At 73.5% G+C, this 21653-nt stretch carries 19 protein-coding genes and 2 pseudogenes; 6 read left to right on the top strand and 15 right to left on the bottom strand.

What is annotated here, in order from left to right:
* Positions 1-25 precede the first annotated feature (25 nt).
* The 4 genes and pseudogenes from ACFO3Q_RS17360 to ACFO3Q_RS07980 all read right to left on the bottom strand — a co-directional run.
* Positions 26-1168, bottom strand: a pseudogene (locus ACFO3Q_RS17360) (two-component system sensor histidine kinase NtrB); the annotation flags it as partial.
* A pseudogene (locus ACFO3Q_RS17355) lies at positions 1148-1546 on the bottom strand (PAS domain-containing protein); the annotation flags it as partial. The pseudogenes ACFO3Q_RS17360 and ACFO3Q_RS17355, both read right to left, overlap by 21 nt.
* A 468-nt stretch (positions 1547-2014) precedes the next feature.
* Complete coding sequence (locus tag ACFO3Q_RS07985) at positions 2015-2560, bottom strand: SRPBCC family protein (protein ID WP_377004126.1); 546 nt, start codon at positions 2558-2560, stop codon at positions 2015-2017.
* An 88-nt stretch (positions 2561-2648) separates the two neighbouring features.
* Positions 2649-3026 carry an ArsR/SmtB family transcription factor gene (locus tag ACFO3Q_RS07980; RefSeq protein WP_377004125.1) on the bottom strand — a complete coding sequence of 126 codons (378 nt, stop codon included), beginning with the start codon at positions 3024-3026 and terminating at the stop codon, positions 2649-2651.
* A gap of 157 nt (positions 3027-3183) precedes the next feature.
* Between ACFO3Q_RS07980 and ACFO3Q_RS07975 the strand changes: the two genes are divergently transcribed.
* Both ACFO3Q_RS07975 and ACFO3Q_RS07970 read left to right on the top strand, forming a co-directional pair.
* Positions 3184-3831, top strand: coding sequence for a hypothetical protein (locus ACFO3Q_RS07975; protein ID WP_377004124.1), 648 nt, complete (start codon positions 3184-3186; stop codon positions 3829-3831).
* Positions 3832-3869: 38 nt separating this feature from the next.
* A complete protein-coding gene (locus ACFO3Q_RS07970; RefSeq protein ID WP_377004123.1) occupies positions 3870-4676 on the top strand; it encodes an SDR family NAD(P)-dependent oxidoreductase in 807 nt (268 codons plus the stop codon).
* Positions 4677-4758: 82 nt separating this feature from the next.
* On the opposite strand, the gene ACFO3Q_RS07965 is transcribed toward ACFO3Q_RS07970, so the two are convergent.
* The gene (locus ACFO3Q_RS07965) at positions 4759-5958 is read right to left on the bottom strand and encodes an endonuclease/exonuclease/phosphatase family protein (RefSeq protein ID WP_377004122.1); all 1200 of its coding nucleotides are present in this window, start codon (positions 5956-5958) and stop codon (positions 4759-4761) included.
* Positions 5959-6182: 224 nt separating this feature from the next.
* Between ACFO3Q_RS07965 and ACFO3Q_RS07960 the strand changes: the two genes are divergently transcribed.
* On the top strand, positions 6183-7031 hold the full coding sequence (locus ACFO3Q_RS07960) for a pirin family protein (protein ID WP_377004121.1): 849 nt from the start codon (positions 6183-6185) through the stop codon (positions 7029-7031).
* Here ACFO3Q_RS07960 and ypfJ read toward each other — a convergent pair.
* The 8 genes from ypfJ to ACFO3Q_RS07920 form a co-directional block, all read right to left on the bottom strand.
* Positions 7028-7891: a KPN_02809 family neutral zinc metallopeptidase gene (ypfJ, locus tag ACFO3Q_RS07955; protein WP_377004120.1), complete on the bottom strand. Its 864-nt coding sequence runs from the start codon at positions 7889-7891 to the stop codon at positions 7028-7030. The genes ACFO3Q_RS07960 and ypfJ overlap by 4 nt on opposite strands.
* Positions 7892-7965: 74 nt before the next feature.
* Positions 7966-8505: a CcdC protein domain-containing protein gene (locus ACFO3Q_RS07950; RefSeq protein WP_377004119.1), complete on the bottom strand. Its 540-nt coding sequence runs from the start codon at positions 8503-8505 to the stop codon at positions 7966-7968.
* 1 nt (position 8506) lies between these two features.
* The gene (locus tag ACFO3Q_RS07945; protein WP_377004118.1) at positions 8507-10357 is read right to left on the bottom strand and encodes a monovalent cation:proton antiporter-2 (CPA2) family protein; all 1851 of its coding nucleotides are present in this window, start codon (positions 10355-10357) and stop codon (positions 8507-8509) included.
* Positions 10358-10502: 145 nt separating this feature from the next.
* Positions 10503-10865: a DUF6164 family protein gene (locus tag ACFO3Q_RS07940; protein ID WP_377004117.1), complete on the bottom strand. Its 363-nt coding sequence runs from the start codon at positions 10863-10865 to the stop codon at positions 10503-10505.
* A gap of 25 nt (positions 10866-10890) precedes the next feature.
* Positions 10891-12099: an MFS transporter gene (locus ACFO3Q_RS07935; protein ID WP_377004116.1), complete on the bottom strand. Its 1209-nt coding sequence runs from the start codon at positions 12097-12099 to the stop codon at positions 10891-10893.
* A 64-nt stretch (positions 12100-12163) separates the two neighbouring features.
* Positions 12164-13675, bottom strand: a complete 1512-nt coding sequence (locus ACFO3Q_RS07930) for a putative bifunctional diguanylate cyclase/phosphodiesterase (RefSeq protein WP_377004115.1) — start codon at positions 13673-13675, stop codon at positions 12164-12166.
* Positions 13672-14202 carry a heme NO-binding domain-containing protein gene (locus ACFO3Q_RS07925; protein WP_377004114.1) on the bottom strand — a complete coding sequence of 177 codons (531 nt, stop codon included), beginning with the start codon at positions 14200-14202 and terminating at the stop codon, positions 13672-13674. Before ACFO3Q_RS07925 ends, ACFO3Q_RS07930 begins: the two co-directional genes overlap by 4 nt.
* A gap of 173 nt (positions 14203-14375) precedes the next feature.
* Entirely contained in the window at positions 14376-15758 is a 1383-nt protein-coding gene (locus ACFO3Q_RS07920; RefSeq protein ID WP_377004113.1) for an L-serine ammonia-lyase, read from the bottom strand.
* Positions 15759-15852: 94 nt separating this feature from the next.
* On the opposite strand from ACFO3Q_RS07920, the gene ACFO3Q_RS07915 reads away from it, so the two are divergent.
* The 3 genes from ACFO3Q_RS07915 to ACFO3Q_RS07905 all read left to right on the top strand — a co-directional run bounded on the left by ACFO3Q_RS07915 (position 15853) and on the right by ACFO3Q_RS07905 (position 18762).
* Positions 15853-16083, top strand: coding sequence for a glutaredoxin family protein (locus ACFO3Q_RS07915; protein ID WP_377004112.1), 231 nt, complete (start codon positions 15853-15855; stop codon positions 16081-16083).
* A gap of 163 nt (positions 16084-16246) precedes the next feature.
* The gene (locus ACFO3Q_RS07910) at positions 16247-17356 is read left to right on the top strand and encodes a 6-bladed beta-propeller (protein ID WP_377004111.1); all 1110 of its coding nucleotides are present in this window, start codon (positions 16247-16249) and stop codon (positions 17354-17356) included.
* Between the two features lie 11 nt (positions 17357-17367).
* The gene (locus ACFO3Q_RS07905; protein WP_377004110.1) at positions 17368-18762 is read left to right on the top strand and encodes a purple acid phosphatase family protein; all 1395 of its coding nucleotides are present in this window, start codon (positions 17368-17370) and stop codon (positions 18760-18762) included.
* A 42-nt stretch (positions 18763-18804) separates the two neighbouring features.
* On the opposite strand, the gene ACFO3Q_RS07900 is transcribed toward ACFO3Q_RS07905, so the two are convergent.
* Both ACFO3Q_RS07900 and ACFO3Q_RS07895 read right to left on the bottom strand, forming a co-directional pair.
* Positions 18805-20163, bottom strand: a complete 1359-nt coding sequence (locus tag ACFO3Q_RS07900; protein WP_377004109.1) for a DUF697 domain-containing protein — start codon at positions 20161-20163, stop codon at positions 18805-18807.
* Positions 20160-21641, bottom strand: coding sequence for a GTPase (locus tag ACFO3Q_RS07895; RefSeq protein ID WP_377004108.1), 1482 nt, complete (start codon positions 21639-21641; stop codon positions 20160-20162). The genes ACFO3Q_RS07900 and ACFO3Q_RS07895 overlap by 4 nt, the downstream gene beginning before the upstream one ends.
* Between the last annotated feature and the right edge of the window lie 12 nt (positions 21642-21653).

Here is a 21653-nt window from a genome sequence, read left to right as displayed (position 1 = left end):
CCACCAGGATGCGCGGATTGACCGCCTCCACCGCTTCGCTGCACGGCAGGAAGAGGGTCACCGTGGTCCCCTCACCGGTGCGCGAGGCGATCTGCACGCCGCCGCCGGACTCCCGGGTGAAGCCGTACACCTGGCTCAGTCCGAGGCCGGTGCCGCGGCCGAACTGCTTCGTGGTGAAGAAGGGCTCGAAGATGCGGTCCTCCAGCTCGGGAGGAATGCCGCAGCCCGTGTCGCTCACGCTCAGGGCGAGGAAGGAGCCGCGCAGGCCGTCCACCTCGCCGTCGAGTACGCGGACCGCGGCGCCGAGGTGGATCTCGCCGTCGTCCTGGATGGCGTCGCGCGCGTTGACCGCGAGGTTGAGCAGCGCCAGCTCCAGCTGGTTCAGGTCGACCTCGATCGCGGGCAGGTCGTGCGGGATGCTGCTGCTCAGGGCGATCCCCGGCCGCAGCGACTGCCTGACGAGCTGGAGCGTCTTCTGCAGCGCGTCGGCCGGCGCGATCCTGCGCACCTGCAGGGGCTGCCTGCGCGCGAAGGTGAGCAGTTGGCGGGTGATGCCGGTGCCGGTGTCGGCCGCCTGCGCGATCACCTCGAGCTGGCGCCGCACCCGCGGGTCCGGGTCCAGCCGCATGGCGAGGTCGGCGGCACCGCGCACCACGGTCAGCAGGTTGTTGAAGTCGTGCGCGATGTTGCCCGTGAGCTGGCCGATGGCCTCCAGCTTCTGGGCCTGCAGGAGCTGCTCCCGCGCCTCCTCGAGCCGTTGCTGCGTGTCCCGGCGTTCGGTGATGTCGCGGGTGACCTTGGCGAAGCCCAGGTGCTCGCCGTCCGGCCCGCGGATGACCTCGACCACCGCGTGCGCCCAGAAGCGGCTGCCGTCCTTGCGGATGCGCCAGCCCTCCGACTCGAAGCGGCCTTCCGCGAGGCAGGTGGCCAGCGCCCTGGCGGGCAGGTCGGCCGCCCGGTCCTCCGGGGTGAAGAAGCGCGAGAAGTGGCTGCCGATCACCTCGTCGCTGGAATAGCCCTTGATCCGCTCGGCGCCGCTGTTCCAGCTGTTGATGCGGCCGGCCGGGTCGAGCATGTAGATCGCGTAGTCGGACACGCCCTGGACGAGCAGCCGGAAGTTGCGCTCGCTCGCGGCCAGCGCCTCCTGCAGCGCGTGCTGCTCGGTCATGTCGCGGGTGATCTTGGCGAGGCCGATCAGCCGGCCCTGCTCGTCGTGCACGACGTCGAGGGCGGTCAGCGCCCAGAAGCGCTCGCCGTCCTTGCGCAGGCGCCAGCCCTCGGAGTGGAAGCGACCCTCGCGGATCGCGGTGGCGATGGCCGTCTCCGGCTTGCCGGCGGCGCGGTCCTCCTCGGTGAAGAAGCACGAGAAATGCCGGCCCAGCACCTCGTCGCGGTGATAGCCCTTGATCCGCGCCGCACCCGCGTTCCAGCTGATGATGCGACCGTCGCGGTCGAGCATGTAGATCGCGTAGTCCACCACCGCCTCGACCAGAGCCTTGTAGCTCTCGGTCGAGACAGGGGTCGCGCGCTCGTGGCTTGTCGGCATGGTGCTCACTTCGCAGGTACGGCTCGCCCCGCGTCGCGGGACCGGCGGTGCCGGACGCCGGGGACGGCCGGGGAGTGTGCCGCATTCGCCGGGATCGTGCCGCACCTGCGGGTGCAGGCGGCGCGTACTCCGCGCGTGAGCCTGTTGCCGGTCCAGTCCTGGCGGGGCGGGAACCGGGCACCGCCGGCGTCGTCGGGCATCGGTCCCCAACGGCCGGGGCAGGGCGGCGTGCGCATCCGGCGCCGGATCGTCGACCGCGGACGCGGCCGTGCCGGCCTCGCGCCCGGACCTGGTTCCAGCAGCAGTTCGGGCGCCTGATGCCCTTCCGGGACGCCATCGTGGCGGCGCGCCTCGCCTCTTCGGGTGTCGCGGCGGGTCGTCAGGCGATCCGTGCAGAAGGTTCGCGCCGGTCGTCCACCAGGCGCCGGCGGGGCAGCTTTCCGGCGTCGGGCTTCGCTCCCGGATGGATCAGGGCATGCGCGCGGCGTAGGCGCGGTGCATGGTCTCGCAGGCTGCCCGGAAGTCGCCCACCGGTTCGTCGCGCAGGCGCCGACCCAGGAGGTCGAGGTGCGCGTGCCAGCCGCCGGCGACGCTGTGCAGGGCATCGTTCCCGGGCAGGCGCGTGTGGGTCACCGTCAGCAGGACGTCGTCGCCGCGGCGCTCCAGATCGAAACGGACCTCGGAGGGGTCGCCGTGGTTCTCGGCCCAGGTGTAGCCCAGCAGGTGCGGCGGCTCGCAGAGGGTGATGCGGCCGGCGTTGCGATGGCCGCCGCGCATGTCCGCGGGGCGCGCGGGCGGCGTGGCCGGGGGTTCCGAGAGTTCCTCGTGGCGGAACACCAGCTCCACCGGCGCACCGGCCTCCAGCACCATCTCGCCGGCCGCCAGCCAGAGGCGGCGCTTGTCGCTGTCCACCAGGTAGTCCCAGACCCGCTCGATGGGCCCTGGCAGGAGGCGCTGGATGCGCACGCTGTCGGCGGCGGTCCGGACCGCGTGGTGGTCGAAGGAGATGCTCATGTCGATGCTCCAGGTGGTGGGCGGTGGGTGTGGCCATGCGCGAGGCCATGCGCGAGGCGCCACGCAGAAGGAATGCCGCGCGGTGGGCTCACCCGCGGCGGCGTGGCGGCGGGGGCTTCGCAGCGGCGGCGTCCTCGGCTTCGAGGAGCGCGGCGAGCGCGTCGAGGCTGCGCGACCACATCCGTTCGTAGTGACGCATCCACTCCACGCCGCCGTGCAGCGGGCGCGCATCCAGGCGTACCCGGTGGGTCCGGCCCTGCACCGCGCGCGTCACCAGTCCGGCGGCTTCCAGGACCTTGATGTGCTTCGAGGCGGCCGCCAGGCTCATGTCCAGCGGCGCGGCGAGTTCGCCGACGCTGCATTCGCCCTCGGTCGCGAGACGCTCGAGCATGCCGCGGCGGGTGGGGTCGGACAGCGCGCCGAACAGCGCGTCGAGATCGGTGGAGAGTGGCGTTGATTCAACCATGTGGTTGAATATCCGTGCCCGCGTCCTGATTGTCAACCTCGAAGTTGAATGTTGGGCGCGGGTCCGCCTCCCGCCTCGGCTCCGTCGCGCGGAACATGACCCGGGGCGCGTGGCAGGGCACCCTATGCGGATGGACCCGGGACAGGAGTGGAGGCGGATGACAGGCAGGAGGGTGGCGCTGGCCGTGCTGGTGCTGGGACTGGCGGGATGCGGCGACGAGGGCAGGCAGCCCGCGGGCCATCTCGTTCCGCCGCCGCAGGGCCGCGTCGCGGTGGAGGCCGATCCCGGCGTGCGCCGGTTCCGCGCGATCGAGTTCGGCTTCGAGCTGGCCTATCCGCCCGAGGTGACCTTCACCCGCAGCTTCCAGCGCAGCCACCTCGGCGCGGGCGGGTGGAAGGCGTTCGCGCCGACCAACAGCCGCGGCGAACCGGTCGCGGCCCTGGTGCTGCCCGGGTCCAACGCACTCGCGGCCGGTGAGCTGCGCGTCGGCGTGAGCACCCAGGCGGCGGACGTGGCGGCCTGCCTGGAACTGCCGCCGAGCGCCGTGCCGGGCACCCGTGGCGAGGAGGAGATCGACGGCGTGCCCTTCGTGCGCTTCGATGCCCACGGCACGGCGCGCAACAGCCGCATGTTCGTGCGCGGCTTCCGCGCGGTCCGCAACCGCCAGTGCTACGCCATCGACCTGATCGTGACCGGGACCGACGCGGACCCGGCCACCCTGCCGCAGGAGCCGCCCTTCAGTCGCGAGGAGGCCCTGGTGCGGGTCTCGGCGCTGCTGGACGGCTTCGGCTTCATCCGGCGATAGCGCGCGGCTCACCTCGCAGAGACCGCCGGCGGCGGAGCATGGGCGTCTTCCACCACGATCAGGAGGACCCCATGACGCTCTCGGGCAGGATCGCCATCGTCACCGGCGGCGACTCGGGAATGGGCCAGGCCATGGCCATCGCCTTCGCCGAGGCCGGCGCCGATGTCGCCTTCACCTTCCACAGCGACCGCGAGGGCGGCGAGCACACGCGCGAGCGCATCGAGGCCGCCGGACGCCGCGCACTGATGCGCCAGGTCGACGTCTGCGACGAACACGAGGTCGATGCCTTCTTCGAGGCGGTGGACGCCGAGCTGGGCACGCCGGACATCCTGGTCAACAACGCCGGCATCGGCGCCGGCGGCATCCCGGTGGCCGAACTCTCGACCGAGGACTTCGACCGCGTCGTGCGCACCGACCTCTACGGCCCGTTCTTCTGCAGCCGCGCCTTCATGCGCCGCCGGATCGCCGCGGGCGGACGCGGGCGGCTGCTCAACATCACCTCGGTGCACGACTCCATCCCGAGCCCCGGCTCGGCCGCCTACGGCGCCGCGAAAGGAGGCCTGCTGACCTTCACCCGCAGCCTGTCGCTGGAGGCGGCGTCGTACCGGATCAACGTCAACGCCATCGCGCCGGGCCTCATCGCCACGCCGATGACGCAGGAGCGCCTGGACGATCCCGAGACGCGCGAGAAGGAACTGCCGAACATCCCGTGGAAGCGCCCGGGCCGTCCCGAGGAGGTCGCGCGGCTGGCGGTCTACCTCGTCTCCGACGATGCGGACTACATCACCGGGCAGAACTTCGTCATCGACGGCGGCCTGGAGATGAACTGGGGGCAGGGGGCCTGAAGCAGGAGTGAGGGAGGAGGAGTGGGAAACGAGGTGGCGCCGGATCCGCGACCTCCATCCCTTTCATTTGCTCCTCCCGGGGTCACTCCTCGACGAGGTCGAGCCACACCAGGTGGTGGTCGCTCGCCAGCGTCCAGGCGTGCTCGGGAGCCTCGGGCAGGGGCCAGAACACGCCGCTGTCGACGACGCGGAAGCCGACGGAGGGCAGCACGTAGTCGATGCGCAGGTTGCCGGTGCGGGGACCGAAGTTGCCGGTGTCGTGGGCGGGGTCGCCGCGGTGCTGCAGGTTGGCGCCGCCGTCGCGTGCGGCCGCCGCCACCGCGCCCTCGCTGCGCGGCGCGGGATGGTCCAGCACGCGCGGATGCGTCAGCAACTGGTGGATCGCGGCGTCGCGGCTGTCGCCGTCGACGGGATCGGCGTTGTAGTCGCCGAGGATCACGAAGCGCGCATCGGCAGCGAGCCCGCCGCGCACGCCGGCGTCGTCCACCATCCAGCCGTCGGTACCGGCGGAGATGTAGTCGGCCCAGAGTCGGATCTCGTCGTGGTTGCGCGCGCCGTTGCGGTCCTCGGGACCGTCGAAGACCGGCGGCGTCGGGTGCGCCGCGAGCACGTGCACGCGGCCCTGCGGCGTGTCCACCGGAACGTCCCAGTGCGACTTGGAGGACAGGCGCAGGCGGTTCCAGACCTGCTCGGGATACCAGGGCGCGCCGGTGGCCGGATCGACCGGCGCCAGCGCGCCCGGCATGTCGCGCCAGAGCAGGGTGCGGAAGCTCCGGACCGCGGCGGTGTCGATCGGGTGCATCGACAGCACCAGCATGCCGTACTGGCCAGGGTGGCGGCCGAAGCCCCAGGCGTCGCCCGGGCCGTCGATGCGTCCGTCCCCGTCGAGATCCATGCCGCTGGGCACGCCGGTGTTGACCTCGGCGAAGTAGCGGTAGGGATAGTGGATCGCGCGCTCGCCGTGCTGGCCGACTGCGAGGTAGTCGCGCTGGAACAGGTCGGCCGCACGGCCGTCCGCGTCGTGGTCGAACTCGTTGAGCAGCACGATGGCCGGGCGCACGCGCTGGATCACCGCGGCGACCTTGCGCGCGCCGTCGTCGCCGGCCTCCAGCCGGCGGATCAGGCCGCCGGCGCTGTCGTCGTTGAGCGAGACGTTGTAGGTGGCGATGCGCAGCGGCGCGTCGGCGTCGGCGTCGGCGGCGACCCGGCGCGGGCCGGTGCAGGCGGCGACGAGGATGGCGAGCGAGAGCGCGACGAGCGCGGGAAGCAGGACCTTGAGCATCCGCCGATTCTCGCATGCGTCCGCGACACGGGGGTGACGCCCTTGCCGCGTGCTTCGGTTCCCACGCCGAGGTGAAGACCCCTGTGTGCGCATCGGCGCGGCCACGGCCCGGCGGCGCATCGCGCGGATCGCGCCGCGTCGTCCACACCGTTCCAGGCCGCGCGGGTTGGGTTCGGGCGCCCGTGCGGCGATCATGGGTCTCCCTCGCCCCACCGTGACCCGCAATGGCTTTCCGTTCCGTCGAGGCGCTGCACCCCGCGCTGCGCGACGACATCGCCGATCTCCGCACCCGCCGGCCGCTGCCGGGGCCGCGGCTTCCGCATCTCGATCCCTTCCTCTTCCTCAACCACCACGGGCCGCAGGTGTATCCGCCCGGCAACCGCGGGCTGCCGTTCGGTCCGCATCCGCACCGTGGCTTCGAGACGGTGACCTTCATCCTTTCGGGCTCGCTGGCGCATTCGGACACCGGCGGCCACGAGAGCGTCATCGACGCCGGCGGCGTGCAGTGGATGACTGCCGGGCGCGGACTGGTGCACGCCGAGCTGTCGCCGGAGGCGTTCAAGCGCAGCGGCGGCCCGCTGGAGATCCTGCAGCTGTGGGTCAACCTGCCGGCACGGCTGAAGATGACCGAGCCGCGCTACGTCGGACTGCAGCGGGAGGACATCCCCGCCATCGACGCCGACGACGGCCGCGTCTGCATCCGGCTCGTCGCCGGCACGCTGCACGACGTCACCGGGCCGGTGCGCCCGCTGGTGGACATGACCATGGCGACGGTGTCGCTGCGCGAGGGTGGCCGCATCGTGCTGCCCGCCGCGCGCGACCGCCAGGTGTTCCTGTACGTGGTGCAGGGCGAGGTGGCGGTCGCGGGCACGGCGGCGACGGCCGGGCACCTCGTGCAGCTGGCGGCCGACGCCGATGCGGTCGAGCTGGTCGCCGCCGCGCAGTCCTGCGTGCTGTTCGGGCATGCGGTGCCGTTCGGCGAGCCCATCGTCGCGCACGGCCCCTTCGTGATGAACAGCGCCGAGGAGATCCGGCAGGCCATCCTGGACTACCAGGAAGGCCGGCTGCGCTAGAGCGCGCGCGCCGCGAAGGTGTCGCAGCGCGCCGGGTCGCCGGTGTCGAAGCCGGTGCGGAACCAGCGCACCCGCTGCTCCGACGTGCCGTGCCCGAAGCTGTCGGGGTTCACGGTGCCGGTGGAGCGGCGCTGCAGGCGGTCGTCGCCGATGGCCGAGGCGGTGGCCAGCGCGCGCTCGATGTCGCCCGGGTCCATCCACCGGTTGCGCGCCTCCGCGTGATGCGCCCACACGCCGGCGTAGCAGTCGGCCTGCAGTTCCTGCCTGACCAGCAGCCCGTCGGCGCCCTCGACGCGTTGGCCTGCACGGCGCGCCGCATCGACCCGTGCGGTGGTGCCGGTCAGGGTCTGCACGTGGTGGGCGACCTCGTGCGCGATCACGTAGGCCTCGGCGAAGTCGCCGCCGCCGCCGAGCTGGCGGCGCATGTCGTCGAAGAAGCTGGTGTCCAGGTACACGGTGTGGTCGGCCGGGCAGTAGAACGGTCCGACCGCGGCCGTGGCGCTGCCGCAGGCCGAACGCACCGACGCGGTGTAGAGCTCGAGCTGCGGCTCCTGGTAGCGGGCGCCCTGCTGCTGGAACAGCTCGCCCCAGACCTGCTCCGTGTCGCCGAGCACCACGCCCACGAACTCGAGGTCGCGGTCGGGACTGCCGTCGGCAGGGCGCGGTGCCGACGTCGGTGCCGCACCGTCGCCGGCGAGCATCGACAGCATCTGCAGCGGGTCGTTGCCGGTGAGCAGGGCCAGCGCCAGCACGATCACGATGCCGCCGACGCCCAGCCCGCCGCCGACCCGCAGGCCGGTGCCGCCGCGGCCGCGGTTGTCGCGGACGTTGCTGCTCGTGGTGCGGCCCTTCCAGCGCATGGTTCGTCTCCTGGATCGTCGGCGGATTGTGGTGCGGCCCGGACAGCGCCGCGTGAACCCGCGCGGGCGGGCGCTCAGAGGCGTTCGAGCCGTCGCGGCAGCCGTCGCAGCAGGCCCCACTGGTAGCCCAGGTGGTAGCCGAGGAGGAGGCCGGCGAGCAGCGCGGTCGGTGCCGCCGTCAGCAGCGCGAGCGCGCCGTCGCCGTCGTCCGGCGCCGCACCGCCCTGGAGCCGCCACGCGCCCCATGCGATGCGGGCTGCCACCAGCAGCGTGAGCAGCAGCGCGATGCCGGCGTGCGGGCGATAGCGCACCGTGTAGTCGATGCGGTCGAAGCGGGTCAGGCGCAGTCCCGCTATCGCCAGCGCCAGCCCGCCGGCGAGCCCCGCGCAGGTGGCGGCGAACACGTGCGACCACCACAGCTGCATGAGCAGCGCCATCGCGAGCGCCAGGGCCGTGGCGAACAGCAGGGTCGCCAGCGCGAGCTTCACCTCCCAGGCGCGCAGCACGCGCTGGCGGGTGCCGCTGCGGTAGCGCAGCAGCAGGCCGAGCGGCAGCAGGACGAGCCAGAGCAGGACCAGGCCGAGCAGGACGGCGGGAACGACCAGCAGCGGCATGTCAGCGCCCGTCCTCCGGCGGGCGCGCCCCGGCGTCTCCCGGCGCCGCCTGCTCGTCGGCGCCGCGCAGCGGATCGCGATCCGGCCGGGTGAAGGGCACCGGCCGCGAGCGCGGGCGGTCGAGGTTGCCCATCATCAGCGGGATGCCGGCACGGGCATCGCCTGCGATCAGTTCGAGCTGCAGCCGTTCCTGGTCGCGCCGGCGGATGTCCTCCAGGATGTCCTGCGCCTCGGCCGGCGGCACCTGCAGCATCAGCAGGGCGGAATGGCCGAAGGCCATGGCCGATTCGAAGGTCTCGCGGATCTGGTAGTCCACGCCCGCGTCGATCAGCCTCACCGCGTGCTCGCGGTCGAAGGCGCGCACCATGAGGCGGGTGTTGGGGAAGGCGTGCCTCGCCACGTCCACGATGCGGTCGGCGCTCTCGCGGTCGTCCACGCACACGCAGATCACGTCGGCGGTCTCCGCCCCCGAGGTGCGCAGCACGTCCAGCCGGCGGCCGTCGCCGAAGTAGACCTTGAAGCCGAACTCCTCGGCGTTGCGGATCCTGTCGGTGTCGATGTCGATGATGGCGATGCGCAGCCCGCGCGCGAGCAGGAGCTGGCTCGCCACCTGGCCGAAGCGCCCGAAGCCGATCATGAGCACGTTGCCGGAGAGCTCGCGGGCGGCGTCGATGCCCTCCATCGAGGGGCCGCCGCGCTGGCGCAGGAGCGGGCCCAGCGCCATCACCATGAACGGCGTGGCCGCCATCGAGAGGATCACCGTGGCGGTGAGCAGGGCGCCGGTCTCCGCATCGACCACCCCCGCGCCCTGCGCCGCGGTGTAGAGCACGAAGGCGAATTCGCCGCCCTGCGCCATGAGCGCGGCACGGAACAGTCCTTCGGCGTGCGTGCGGCGGGTGAGGCGGGCGATGGCGTAGATCGCGGCCGCCTTCACCGCCATGTAGGCCGCGACCATCCCGAGGATGGCGGCCCAGTGCGCGGCGAACACCGAGATGTCGAGGGCCATGCCGACGCCGAGGAAGAACAGCCCCAGCAGCAGCCCGCGGAAGGGCTCGATGTCGGTTTCGAGCTGGTGGCGGAACGCCGAGGTGGAGAGCAGCACGCCCGCGACGAAGGCGCCCAGGGCCATCGACAGCCCGCCCAGCTCCATCAGCAGGGCGGCGCCGAGCACCACCAGCAGGGCGGCGGCGGTCATGACCTCCCGCGCGCGGGCGCCGGCGAGGACCCGGAACAGCGGATTCAGCAGCCAGCGGCCGGCCACGAGGAGGGCCGCCAGGACCGCGACGGCGATGCCCACGTCGGCCCAGCGCGAGCCGGTGTGGCCGTCGGAGTAGGGACCGAGGAAGGCGACCACCGCCAGCAGCGGCACGATCGCAAGATCCTCCAGCAGGAGGATCGAGATCACCCGCTGCCCGTGCGGCTGCCCGGTCTGGCCGCGCTCCTCCATGATCTGGGCGACGATCGCCGTGGAGGAGAGCACGAAGCCCATGGCCGCGACGAAGGCCACGGCCGGCGCCAGCCCCAGCAGCAGGCCCACGCCCGTCAGCAGCGCGCCGCAGATGCCGACCTGGGCCACGCCGAGCCCGAAGATCTGCCTGCGCAGCGCCCACAGCCGGTCGGGATCCATCTCCAGCCCGATCACGAACAGCAGCAGCACCACGCCCAGTTCGGCCACGTGCAGGATGGCGGCGGGTTCGGTGACGATCCCCAGCACCGACGGCCCGACCAGCACGCCCGCCGCCAGATAGCCCAGCACCGAGCCGAGCCCGAGGCGGCGGAAGAGGGTGACCGCGACCACGCCGGCGGCGAGCAGGGCCACCACCTGCAGGACCTGGTTGTCGATCTCGTGCACCGGTGCGGCTCGCGGAGGGGCGGTGGCCCGCATCATGCCGGAGGTCGGCGCGCAGGGCTCGTCAGCGTCCCCACCGCAGCGGCGCGTTGCCGGCGGGTCGCGGCTGAAGCCGCTCCCACGCGGGCGGCGGTGTGGGAGCGGCCTCCTAGCGCAGCAGCAGGAAGGGCAGGGCGCTCAGCGCCGCGATGAAGACGACCGCCGCGAGGATGCCGAGCACCTGCAGCGGACGCGCGCGCAGCAGCGACCAGAAGGTCTCGGCGCTGCCGTCGCGGCGGGCCTCGGCGAGCGCCTCGCGGACGCGGGTGCGGCGTTCGAGCTGGTAGTCGTCCATCAGGCGCCGGGCGCGCGGCCAGTCCTCGTCGTCGCGCACCCAGATGCCCGCCGCGGAGATGCCCCAGCGGTTGGCCGGCGTCTCGTAGATCTCGATGCGGTTGTCGCGCATGAGCGCGCGCACCTCGTCGGCCTCGTCGTCGGGCACGTTGCGCAGGTTGAGGAGCAGTCTCGGCATCCGCCGATGATACGGCGCCGCGGCCTCAGCCGAGCGCGGCGCAGGCGTCGGTGCGGACCCGGCGGCGCTCCAGCGCGACGGCGGCGAGGAAGACCAGCAGGCCGGCGAAGGCCAGCGCGGCGCCGACCCAGCCGGTCGAGGTCCAGCCGTGGCCGGCGAGCACGGTGAGCCCGCCCAGCCAGGCACCCAGGGCGTTGGCCATGTTGAAGGCGGCGTGGTTGAGCGCCGCGGCGAGGGTCTGCGCGTCGGCGGCGGTGTCCATCAGCCGCACCTGCAGGGCCGGCACCAGCCCGCCGCCGGTGCCGACGAGGAACACCAGCAGGGCTGCGGTCCACGGGTTGTGCGCGGCCGCGACGAAGACCAGCAGCACGCACATGTTCCAGGCCAGCAGGCCGGCGATGGCGGGCTTGAGCGCGCGGTCGGCGAGGGCGGCGCCCAGGGTGTTGCCGACCACGCCGCCTGCGCCGAACACCGCCAGCACCAGCGGCACCCAGCGCTCGGGCACCTGCGAGACCTCGACCAGGGTCGGCGTGATGTAGCTGAACACGGCGAACATGCCGCCGAAGCCGATCGCGCCGGTCGCCAGGGTCAGCCAGACCTGCGGACGGCGCAGCGCGCCGAGCTCGCGCAGCGGGCTGGCGTCGCGGTCTCCGGGCGTCGCCGGCACGAACAGCCGCACCAGCAGCATGGTGACGAGGGCGATGCCGCCGACGGTGGCGAAGGCCGCGCGCCAGCTGAGGGTCTGCCCGAACCAGGTCGCCAGCGGCGTGCCGATCAGCAGGGCGACGGTCAGGCCGAGCATGACCCGTCCGACCGCCTGGGCACGCTTGCCCGGGTCCACCATGCCCGCCACCACCAGGGAGGCGACGCCGAAGAAGGCGCCGTGCGGCAGTCCGGCGAGGAAGCGGAAGGCCAGCAGCTGCCCGTAGCCGGCCGCCAGTGCGCTGGCCACGTTGCCCAGCGCGAACAGCAGCATCAGGCCGAGCAGCACGGCGCGGCGCGGCAGGCGCGCGGCGATCACCGCCAGCAGCGGCGCCCCCACCACCACGCCCAGCGCGTAGGCGCTGATGGCGTGGCCGGCGACCGGTTCGCTGACGCCCAGCTCGGCCGCCACCTGGGGCAGCAGGCCCATGATCGCGAACTCGCCGGTGCCGATGCCGAACCCGCCCACCGCCAGCGCGAACTCGGTCAGGCGCGCATCGCGGGACGGGACGGATTGGGGGACTGCGGACACGTTGACTCCGGGGACGCCGGGCGTCCGTTGTGCGGCGCAGTATAGCGCCGCGGTGGCCCCGGACTCAGGTTCCGTCGCGGCCGAAGACGGCCTCCAGGCGCTCCGCCGGCAGCGGCCGCTCGAAGTGGTAGCCCTGCTGGAGCACGCAGCCGGCCGCGGCCAGCCATTCCGCCTGCGCCGCCGCCTCCACGCCCTCGGCGACCAGCTCCAGTTCGAGGGTCCCGGCCATCTGCACGAAGGCGCGGATCAGCCTGCCCGCGCGGGGGTCGTCCTCCACCCCGGCGGTGAGCGACTTGTCGAGCTTCACGCAGTGCACCGGCAGCGAGCGCAGGTAGGCGAGGTTGGAGTAGCCAGTACCGAAATCGTCCAGCGCCACCCGCGCGCCTTGCGCGCACAGCTGCACCAGGGTGTCGCGGGTGTGCGAGAGCTCCAGCAGGAGCACGGCCTCGGTGATCTCGAGCACCAGCACCTGCGGCGGGAAACCGGTTTCCTCCAGGATGGCGAGAACGTCCGCGCCCAGCGTGCCGAAACGGAACTGGCTGGGCGAGACGTTCACCGACAGGTGCCGCAGGGCCCCGCGCGCGGCCAGCGGCCGCAGCGCCACGCAGGCGTCGCGCAGCACGGCCCGGAACAGGGCGTCGGCGAGCCCCTGCTTCTCCATCAGCGGGATGAACACCGCCGGCTCGAGCACGCCGAACTCGGGGTGGTGCCAGCGGGCCAGCGCTTCGGCGCCGATGCAGCGGCGGCTGCCGAGGTCGACGATCGGCTGGAACCAGGCCCGGATCTGCCCCTCGGCGATGGCGGCGGCCAGTTCGCTTTCGAGGCGCTGGCGGAGCACGACGGCCTCGCGCATGGCGGCGTCGATCGCGACGCACTGGCGGCGGCCGGCGGCCTTGGCGGCGCGCAGTGCGATGTCGGCGTCGCGCTGCAGGGTCGCGGTGTCGTCGGTGTCCGCGGTCAGGCAGGCGACGCCGGCCGAGCAGGAGACCTCCAGCACGATGCCGTTGTGCGCCAGCGGCTGGCAGATCTCGGCGTGCAGCGCGGCGGCCGATGCCGCCGCGGGGTCGGCCCGTTCGGGATACAGGACCGCGAACTCGTCGCCGCCGAGGCGGGCGACGAAGCCGTCCTCGCCGGCGGCCGCCACCAGCCGGTCGGCGAAGAGGCGCAGGAAGGCGTCGCCAGCCTCGTGGCCGAAGGTGTCGTTGACCTCGCGGAAGGCGTCCACGTCGACCAGCATCAGGACCGCGCGGCGGCCCTCGTCGCGCGCCGCGCGCACCGCGTCGCCCAGCACCCGCAGGTAGCGGGCCCGGTTGGCGAGCCCGGTGAGCGGATCGTGCTCGGCGAGGGCGAGCGCGCGTTCGCGCTCGACGGCGGATTCGCGGGTGCGTTCCGCCACGCGCTCCTCCAGGCGGGCGGTCAGCTCCGCCAGCCGCCGGTTGAGCGCGCAGAGTTCCCGGACGCGGGACTCGAACAGCGCCTCGGCGGCCTCGCGCGCCCGGCGTTCGCGGCCGGCGCGCCGCTGCGCGCGTTCGAGCGCGCGTCGCGTGTCGGCGGTGTCCGTCGCGGAGGTCGTCATCGCCTGCGGATGTCGAAGCGCACGACGTCCGCGCGCGCGTCGGGCGCCGGGCCGGCGACGATGGAGACGGGCGTGCCGTAGTGCGCGGCCGCGGCCAGCACCAGGCCCTGCGCCAGCGGCGGCAGCGGCGCGGACGAGCGGTAGTCCAGGCGCATGCGGGCGGGCGAGACCACCTCGCCGCGGAAGACCGGCGCGTCCGCCTGCGGGTCGAGCATGTGCAGCACGTCGCGGATGTGCCCGCCGAGGCCGCAGAGCAGGTCGAACAGGTCCGCGTGCCCGGCGAAGACCTGCGGATAGCGCTCGATCAGCGCCGCGCCGAGCCGGGTTCCGAATTCGAGCAGGAGCGCGTCGGCCTCCCGGCCGGTGCAGGCGGCGAGGGCGGCCGCCAGGCGACGCAGTTCGTCGGCGTCGTAGAGGCCGATGGCGGTGTAGGCGCCGCCGTGGTCCAGTGCCGCTTCCTCGATGACGCGTTCGAGCGCTTCCTCGCCGTGGCCGGCTGCGACGAAATCGAGGAACTCGGTGAACACCACCCCCAGCATTGCATGCCTGCCTTTGCGTCCTGGCGGAATCGGCGCAACCCCCTGTGGCCGCACACTTCCTTCACAACGATAACTGACCGCGCAGGGGCGGCCGTGGCCCGGAGGTCATCGGTCGGGCGCGGATCGCGGAAGATGTGACGGAGTGCGCAATCGCGCCGGCGTCAGCACTCGATGACGTTCACCGCGAGGCCGCCGCGGCTGGTCTCCTTGTACTTGTCCTGCATGTCGCGGCCGGTGTCGCGCATGGTCTTGATGACCTTGTCGAGGGACACCTTGTGCTTGCCGTCGCCGCGCAGGGCCATGCGCGAGGCGTTGATCGCCTTGACCGCGCCCATGGCGTTGCGCTCGATGCAAGGGATCTGCACCAGCCCGCCGATGGGATCGCAGGTGAGGCCGAGGTTGTGCTCCATGCCGATCTCGGCGGCGTTCTCGATCTGTCCCGGGGTCCCGCCGAGGGCGGCGGTGAGCCCCGCGGCGGCCATCGAGCAGGCAACGCCGACCTCGCCCTGGCAGCCGACCTCGGCGCCGGAGATGGAGGCGTTCTCCTTGTAGAGGATGCCGATGGCCCCGGCGGTCAGCAGGAAGTCCATGACGCCCTTCTCGTCGGACCTGGGGCAGAAGCGGTCGTAGTAGTGCAGGACCGCCGGGATGATGCCGGCCGCGCCATTGGTCGGCGCGGTCACCACGCGCCCGCCGGCCGCGTTCTCTTCGTTGACCGCCAGCGCGTAGAGGTTGACCCAGTCGAGCACGGTCAGCGGATCGCGCATGGCCGCCTCGGGCCGCGCGGACAGTTCGCGGTAGAGCAGCGGCGCGCGCCGGCTGACCTGCAGCCCGCCCGGAAGGGTGCCGGCCTGCCGCAGCCCGCGCGCCACGCAGTCCTGCATCGCCTGCCAGAGCGTGCGCAGGCCGTCGCGGATCTCGTCCTCGCTGCGCCAGCAGCGCTCGTTCGCCAGCATGATCTCGGCGATGCCGATGCCGGTCTCGTTGGCGCGGCCGATCAGCTCGTCGCCGCTGGAGAAGGGGTAGGGCACCGCGGTGGTGTCGGCGACGATGCGGTCCTCCGCCGCCTCGTCCTGGTTCACCACGAAGCCGCCGCCCACCGAGTAGTAGTCGCGCGTGGCGAGCTGCACGTCGTCCGCGGCGTAGGCGGTGAAGCGCATGCCGTTGGTGTGGAAGGGCAGCTTCTGGCGCTTGTTGAACACCAGGTCGCGCTTCTCGTCGAAGGCGATGGCATGGCGGCCGCCCAGGCGCAGCCGCTTCTCGCCGCGGATGCGCTCCAGGATCGGGCCGATCTCGTCGGGGTCGACGCGATCCGGCCAGTGCCCCTCCAGTCCGAGCAGCACCGCCTTGTCGGTGCCGTGGCCGCGGCCGGTCAGCGCCAGCGAGCCGAACAGCTCCACCCGCACGCGCACGCAGCGTTCGAGCTGCCCCGCCTCGGCGAGCCAGCGCTCGACGAAGCGCGCGCCGGCGCGCATCGGGCCGACCGTATGCGAGGAGGACGGCCCGATGCCGATCTTGAAGAGGTCGAAGACACTGACAGCCATGGACGTCCTGGAGCGTTCGCGGAGCGCCCGCGCCGGGGCGCGGGGAAGCCGCCTATTCTATGGCTTCCGCATCCTGCACACGCTGCGCCGCCGCATGCCGATCGTCCTCTACCAGCGCGACGACTGTCCGCTCTGCGACCAGGCCCTGGACGTCCTGGCCACCGCCCGCATCCCCGACTTCGAGACCGTGTGGATCGACGGCGACCCCGCCCTCGAGGCGCGCTACGGCACACGGGTGCCGGTGCTGCACGTGGCCGGTCGCGACGACGACCTCGGCTGGCCCTTCGACGCGGCCGGCGTGCGCGACTACCTCGGCGGCGCCTGACACACAGCCGTCATGCGACGGCTCCTGAAACCCGCGCGACCCTGCGCCGCGCGGTGACCCGGCAGTCAGGTACGTGACAGTTCTGTCATGGCCGCGTCACGCGTTCGACCTAGAGTGCCGGCCCCAATGCGCAGAGCCCGCGCGCCGACGCACAGGATCGCCGATGCATCGAGGTTTCCCGTTCGCCCCGCTCGCCCTCGCGGCCAGTCTCGTCCTCGCCGGCTGCTGTGAGCGCGACCGTCCGCCCGTCGTTCCCGCCCCGGACGCGGCGGCAGGGGACACGCCGCAGGAGACGCGCGCGCTGCAGGTGGTGGAGGAGCGCTTCGTCTCGGCGATGACCCCGGAGGACAACATCGACTCGCCGGCGAGCTGGACGACGCCCGACGGCGCGGTCTGGGTGTTCGCCACCGCGAAGAGCACCGACCGCCTGGTCGTCTACGACGGCGACACCGGCGAGACCCTGCGCCACGTCGGCGCCCGCGGCACGGGCGATGGCGAGTTCGTGCGGCCCAACGGCATCGCGGTCGCGGACGACCTGCTGTTCGTCGTGGAGCGCGACAACCGCCGCGTTCAGGTGTTCGCGCTGCCCGGGCTCGAACACCGCGCGACCTTCGGCGCCGACGAACTGGTCAAGCCCTACGGCCTCTGGGTGCAGCGCACCGACGAGGGCCACGAACTCTACGTGACCGACTCCTACGAGACCGACGCCGGCGAGGTGCCGCCGCTGGCCGAGCTCGACCGCCGCGTGCACCGCTATGCCCTGCTGGCGGACGGCGATGCGCTGCGCGCCGAGCACCGCGGGCACTTCGGCGACACCGGCGAGGCCGGCGCGCTGCGCGTGGTCGAGTCGATCTGGGGCGACCCCGCCCACGATCGCCTGCTGATCGCCGAGGAGGACGAGAGCTACGCCAACGAACTGAAGGTCTACACCCTCGACGGCCGCTTCGCCGGGGTCACCGTCGGCGGCGACGTCTTCCAGGCCCAGGCCGAGGGCATCGCCCTGCGCGAGTGCGGCGACGGCGGCTGGTGGCTGACCACGGAGCAGGGCAAGGAGAGCACCGTGTTCCACCTGTTCGACCGCGCCAGCCTGGCCCACGTCGGCGCGGTCACCGGCGCCAAGGTCGCCAATACCGACGGCATCTGGCTCGGCGGCCCCTCCCGCGCCTTCCCGGACGGCGTCCTCTACGCCGTGCACGACGACCAGGGCCTGGTGGCCTTCGACTGGCGCGACATCGCCGCCGCGCTCGATCTTCCCGCCTGCCCGGCAGCCTGAAGGAGATTCCCATGTTCCGTTTCCACGTCGGGCCCGCGCAGCGGGTCCTCGTCCTCGCCCTGCTGGCCGTCGCCGGCACCGCCGGGGTGGCGGCCGACGCCCGCGGCCAGGCGGAGCCGAACACGCTCGTGCCGCTGGGGGTGATCCGCTACGCCCCCAGCGCCTTCCCGGAACGCGTGGTGGCCTCGCCCGGCGAGGACGCCGCACGCGAGTTGGGCATCGCCTGGCGCACGGGCACGACCGTGTCCGCCCCGGTCGTGGAGATCGCCGTCGCCGGCGACTCGCCCGACATGGGCGACCGCCGCAGCGTGTCCGCACGTACGGTCGCGGTGGACAGCGAGAGCGGCGCGGCTCACCACCACCTGGCGCGGATCGACGGGCTCGAGCCCGACACCCTGTACGCCTACCGCGTCCAGGGCGATGGCACCTGGAGCGCCTGGTCGCACTATCGCACCGCCGGCGGCGGCGAGGCGCCGCTGACCCTGCTGTACTTCGGCGACAGCCAGAACAAGAACCTCTCGCTGACCACGCGGGTGATGCGCGAGGCGCAGCGGCATGCGCCGGACGCGCGGCTGGTGCTGCATGCCGGCGACCTCGTCTCCGGCGGCGACGGCCAGGACGACACCGAGTGGGGCGAGTGGTTCGACGCCCTCGGCCCGCTCGCGCCGATGCTCGCCAACGCCCCCGCGCCCGGCAACCACGAGTACTTCGAGGAGTTCGAGGACACGCCGCAGGAGCGCCGCGTGCTCGGCCGCCACTGGCCGGCGACCTTCGCCCTGCCGCGCAACGGCGCGCCGGGCGCGGAGGAGACGACGTACTGGTTCGACTACCAGGGCGTGCGCGTGGCGGTGATCGACGGCACCTCCGCGCTCGACCTCGGCACGGCGGAGGCACAGGCCGCGTGGCTGGACGGCGTGCTCGCCGACAATCCGCAGCCGTGGAGCATCGTGCTGATGCACCAGCCGATCTACGCGCCGCGTGCCGGCCGCAACAACGTCGCCCTGCGCGAGCACGTGGCGCCGGTGATCGAGCGCCACCGCGTGGACCTGGTGCTGCAGGGGCACGACCACGTCTACGCCCGTCGTCCCGGCGAGGACGCCGCCGCGGCCACGCCGGTGTACGTGGTGTCGGTCGCGGGGGCCAAGCAGTACCGGCTCTCGGACCTCGCCGAGGGCACCATGCATCCGATCGCCGAGGACACCCAGCTGTTCCAGGTGATCCGCATCGCCGACGGCCGCCTGCGCTACGAGGCGCGCACCGCCACCGGGCGCCTGTACGACGCCTTCGAGCTCTCGGGCCCGCGCGGTGCCCGCGTGCGCAGCGAGGACGAGGACGGGCGCATCGACATCCGCCGTTGCCCCCGCGAGGCCACGCCCACCGGGCGCACCGACCGCTGCTGGGAGTGAGTGCCGCGGCCCGGGCGCATCGTCGCCCGGGCCACGGCCGCGTCAGCGGGCCCGCCCGCCGCGCAGGCGCGCGAGGATCTCGCCGCGCGCCTCGCGCAGGATGGAGTCGCGGTCGAGCGACTCCACGATCTCGCGCACGACCTGCTTCGGGCCGCCTTCGCCCCAGCTCCGGCCCTGCGCGTACCAGCGCTCGGCGACCCGGCCGACCACGTAGGTCGCGTACCAGGCCAGGGCGCCCTGCGCACCGCCCGTCGCGATCGTGGACAGGCCGCCGGTGCCCAGCTTGAGCGCCGAGGCGACCAGGTTCACGCCCCACACCGCGCCCATCAGCGCCGCCAACTGGCCGAGGATCACCGCGAGCAGGCGGCCGGCCTCGGCGCGCGAGGGCGTCATGCCGTAGACCCGCCCGAGGTGGGCGACGAGGGCCACGTCCAGGGCCGCGGCCGCGAACAGGTCGGCCACCGGGATCGGGTTGAGCGCGACGGTCGCGCCCTTGGCGAGGCAGTAGGCGTGCACGATGCGGTCGGCGGCCTCGCGGCGCAGCCCGGTCAGGCGCTCGCCGACGGCATCGCTGAGACGGCTCGCCGCCAGGGCCGCGTTGAGCGCGGAGAAGGTGCGTCCCTCGCGCGCCATCAGGTCGAGGATGGCCGCGCGCAGGGCGGCCACGTCGGGCACGCGCGGGCGTTCGACGATCTCCTCGCCGCCGCCGGGCAGCTCGCGCAGCACCCGCTGCGGCGCCGGTGCGGCCATCGCTGCCACCACCTGCGCGGGGCGCAGGCGGCCCTCGGCGTGCTCGGTCAGGCGCCGGAGCAGGGCGTCGCGCTCCTGCGGGGTGTAGCGGTCCGCCTTGTTGAGGACCAGCAGCAGCGGTCGGCCGGGCACGGCGATGCGCAGCAGCGCACGGTGTTCGACCGCGGTCATGTCCGCGTCCACCACGAACAGCACGAGGTCGGCGCGCTCGGCGACCTCGTGCGCGAGCGCGTCGCGGGCCTCGCCGTCGAGCTCGTCGATGCCCGGTGTGTCGATCAGGATCAGGGGGCCGAGTCCCGGCGCCTCGGCGGCCGCGCTGTCCCAGCTCACGCGCTGCTGGCGGACCGTGGTGCCGTGCAGGACGCCGGTGCCGAAGGCGTCGCGGCCGGCGAGCGCGTTCAGCAGGGCCGACTTGCCTACCGAGACGCGCCCGAACACCGCGACGTGCAGTTGCGCCTGTTCGAGCTTGTCGAGCTGGGCCTGGATCTCGGCGTAGTCCTCGGCCAGGGCGTCGCGCACCGCGCGCGGGATGGCCGGATCGTCGATCAGCGCGCGCAGGCTGTCGGCCGCACGCGCCAGATGCGCGTCGCCGCCGGTCGCGCCGCGCGGGCCCGGGGGGCCGCCACCGCGCAGACGGCGCCACCAGTTCATGGTGTCCGCCCCGCGTCGTCGCGTTCGGTCAGCGCCTCGCGCGCCATCGCCACGAGTGCGCTCAGGCGTTCGTGGTTCGGGCGCCGCAGTTCCTCGGCGAAAGCCTCCAGGGTGGCGGCGCGGTCGAGTGCGGCGGTGCCGGCCAGGGTCCGCGCGACCGCGCGCCCGAGACTGTCGAAGATCAGCCCGTAGGCGACCGCATGCACCAGCCCGCCGCCCAGGGTGCCGAGGCCGGGGAAGGCCTTGAGCCCGTTGCCGACGATGGCCAGGGTGATCGAGGCGCTGGTGCGCACCACGCCGCTGGCTTCCTCCACGAGGCGGTCGAGGTCGAGGTCGCGCACGCGCAGGCCGTACAGCTCGGCCAGCCGACGCAGCATGGCGGTGGCCAGTGCGCCCTGGATGACGAGGTCGCTGCCCGGCGCGATGGCGGCCAGCGCGCCGACGACGGCGCGCCGGGTGTAGGTCCGCACCACCTGGTCGGCGCGTTCGCTGCGGAGGCTGTCCTCCAGCGTCCCGAGGCGTTCGTCCACCGAGGCCAGCACCGCCTGCCCGCGCGCCGCCTCGAAGGCCTCCGGTCCCTTGCGGGCCACCGCGCGGAGGGTCGCGAGGAGGTCGCCGACCTGCGGCGGGCGCGGGCGCTCGATCGCGGCGCCGTCGGATTCGCGCACCAGCCGCTCGGTGCCGCCGGCCTGCACCGGGACCACCGTGGTGATCGTCCCGCGGTAGCGCGACGCCAGCGTGCGGACCAGGGTCGCGCGTTCGGCGTCCGAATAGCGGTCGGACTTGTTCAGCGCGAGCAGCAGCGGCTTGCCGAAGGCGCCGATGCGCCGCAGGTCGGCATCCTGGCTGCGGGTGAGGTCGCCGTCGGCGACGTAGACCAGGGCGTGGGAACGGGCCGCCTCGGCGTGCGCCATGGCGGCCCAGGTCTCGCCGGCGACCTCGTTGCTGCCGGGCACGTCGGCGAGCACCAGTTCGAGCCCGCCGGGCAGCGTCGCGCGGACCAGTTCGACCGCGTGGGTGGTGCCGCCGATCACGTCCACGGCGGGCGCGGCCTGCGGGGCCAGCGCGCCGATCAGGGCGCTCTTGCCGGTGCTGATGTCGCCGAAGACCGCGACGTGCAGCTGGCCGGACGCCTGCCTGCGGTCGCTTTCGGCCAGCTCGTCAGCGAGCGCGGCCGCATGGTCCTCGGGCAGGGCCGCGATGCGTGCCTCCACGCGCTCGCGGACGATGGGCTCCGCCCGCGCCGCACGCGGCGGGCCGGGCCGCAGCACGCGCCACACCGCGAAGCCCGCGCCGACGCCGAGCGCGGCCAGGGCGACAAGGAACGCGCCGCGCACCCATGCGGGCAGCGGCGCGAGCCGTCCCCACAGGCCGAGCGCGGCGTCGGCCGCGCCGATCAGCAGGTAGGCCAGGGCGGCCGCGATCAGCACGATCAGCGCGGCGATCAGCCAGCGCAGCGGCTGCGAGGGGCGGCGCATGGGCGGGTCCGG

This window comes from Coralloluteibacterium thermophilum (assembly GCF_042654365.1).
Lineage (GTDB): Bacteria > Pseudomonadota > Gammaproteobacteria > Xanthomonadales > Xanthomonadaceae > Coralloluteibacterium > Coralloluteibacterium thermophilum.
Note: the sequence above shows the minus strand (reverse complement) of the source record. Positions and strands in the feature narration are given on the sequence as shown.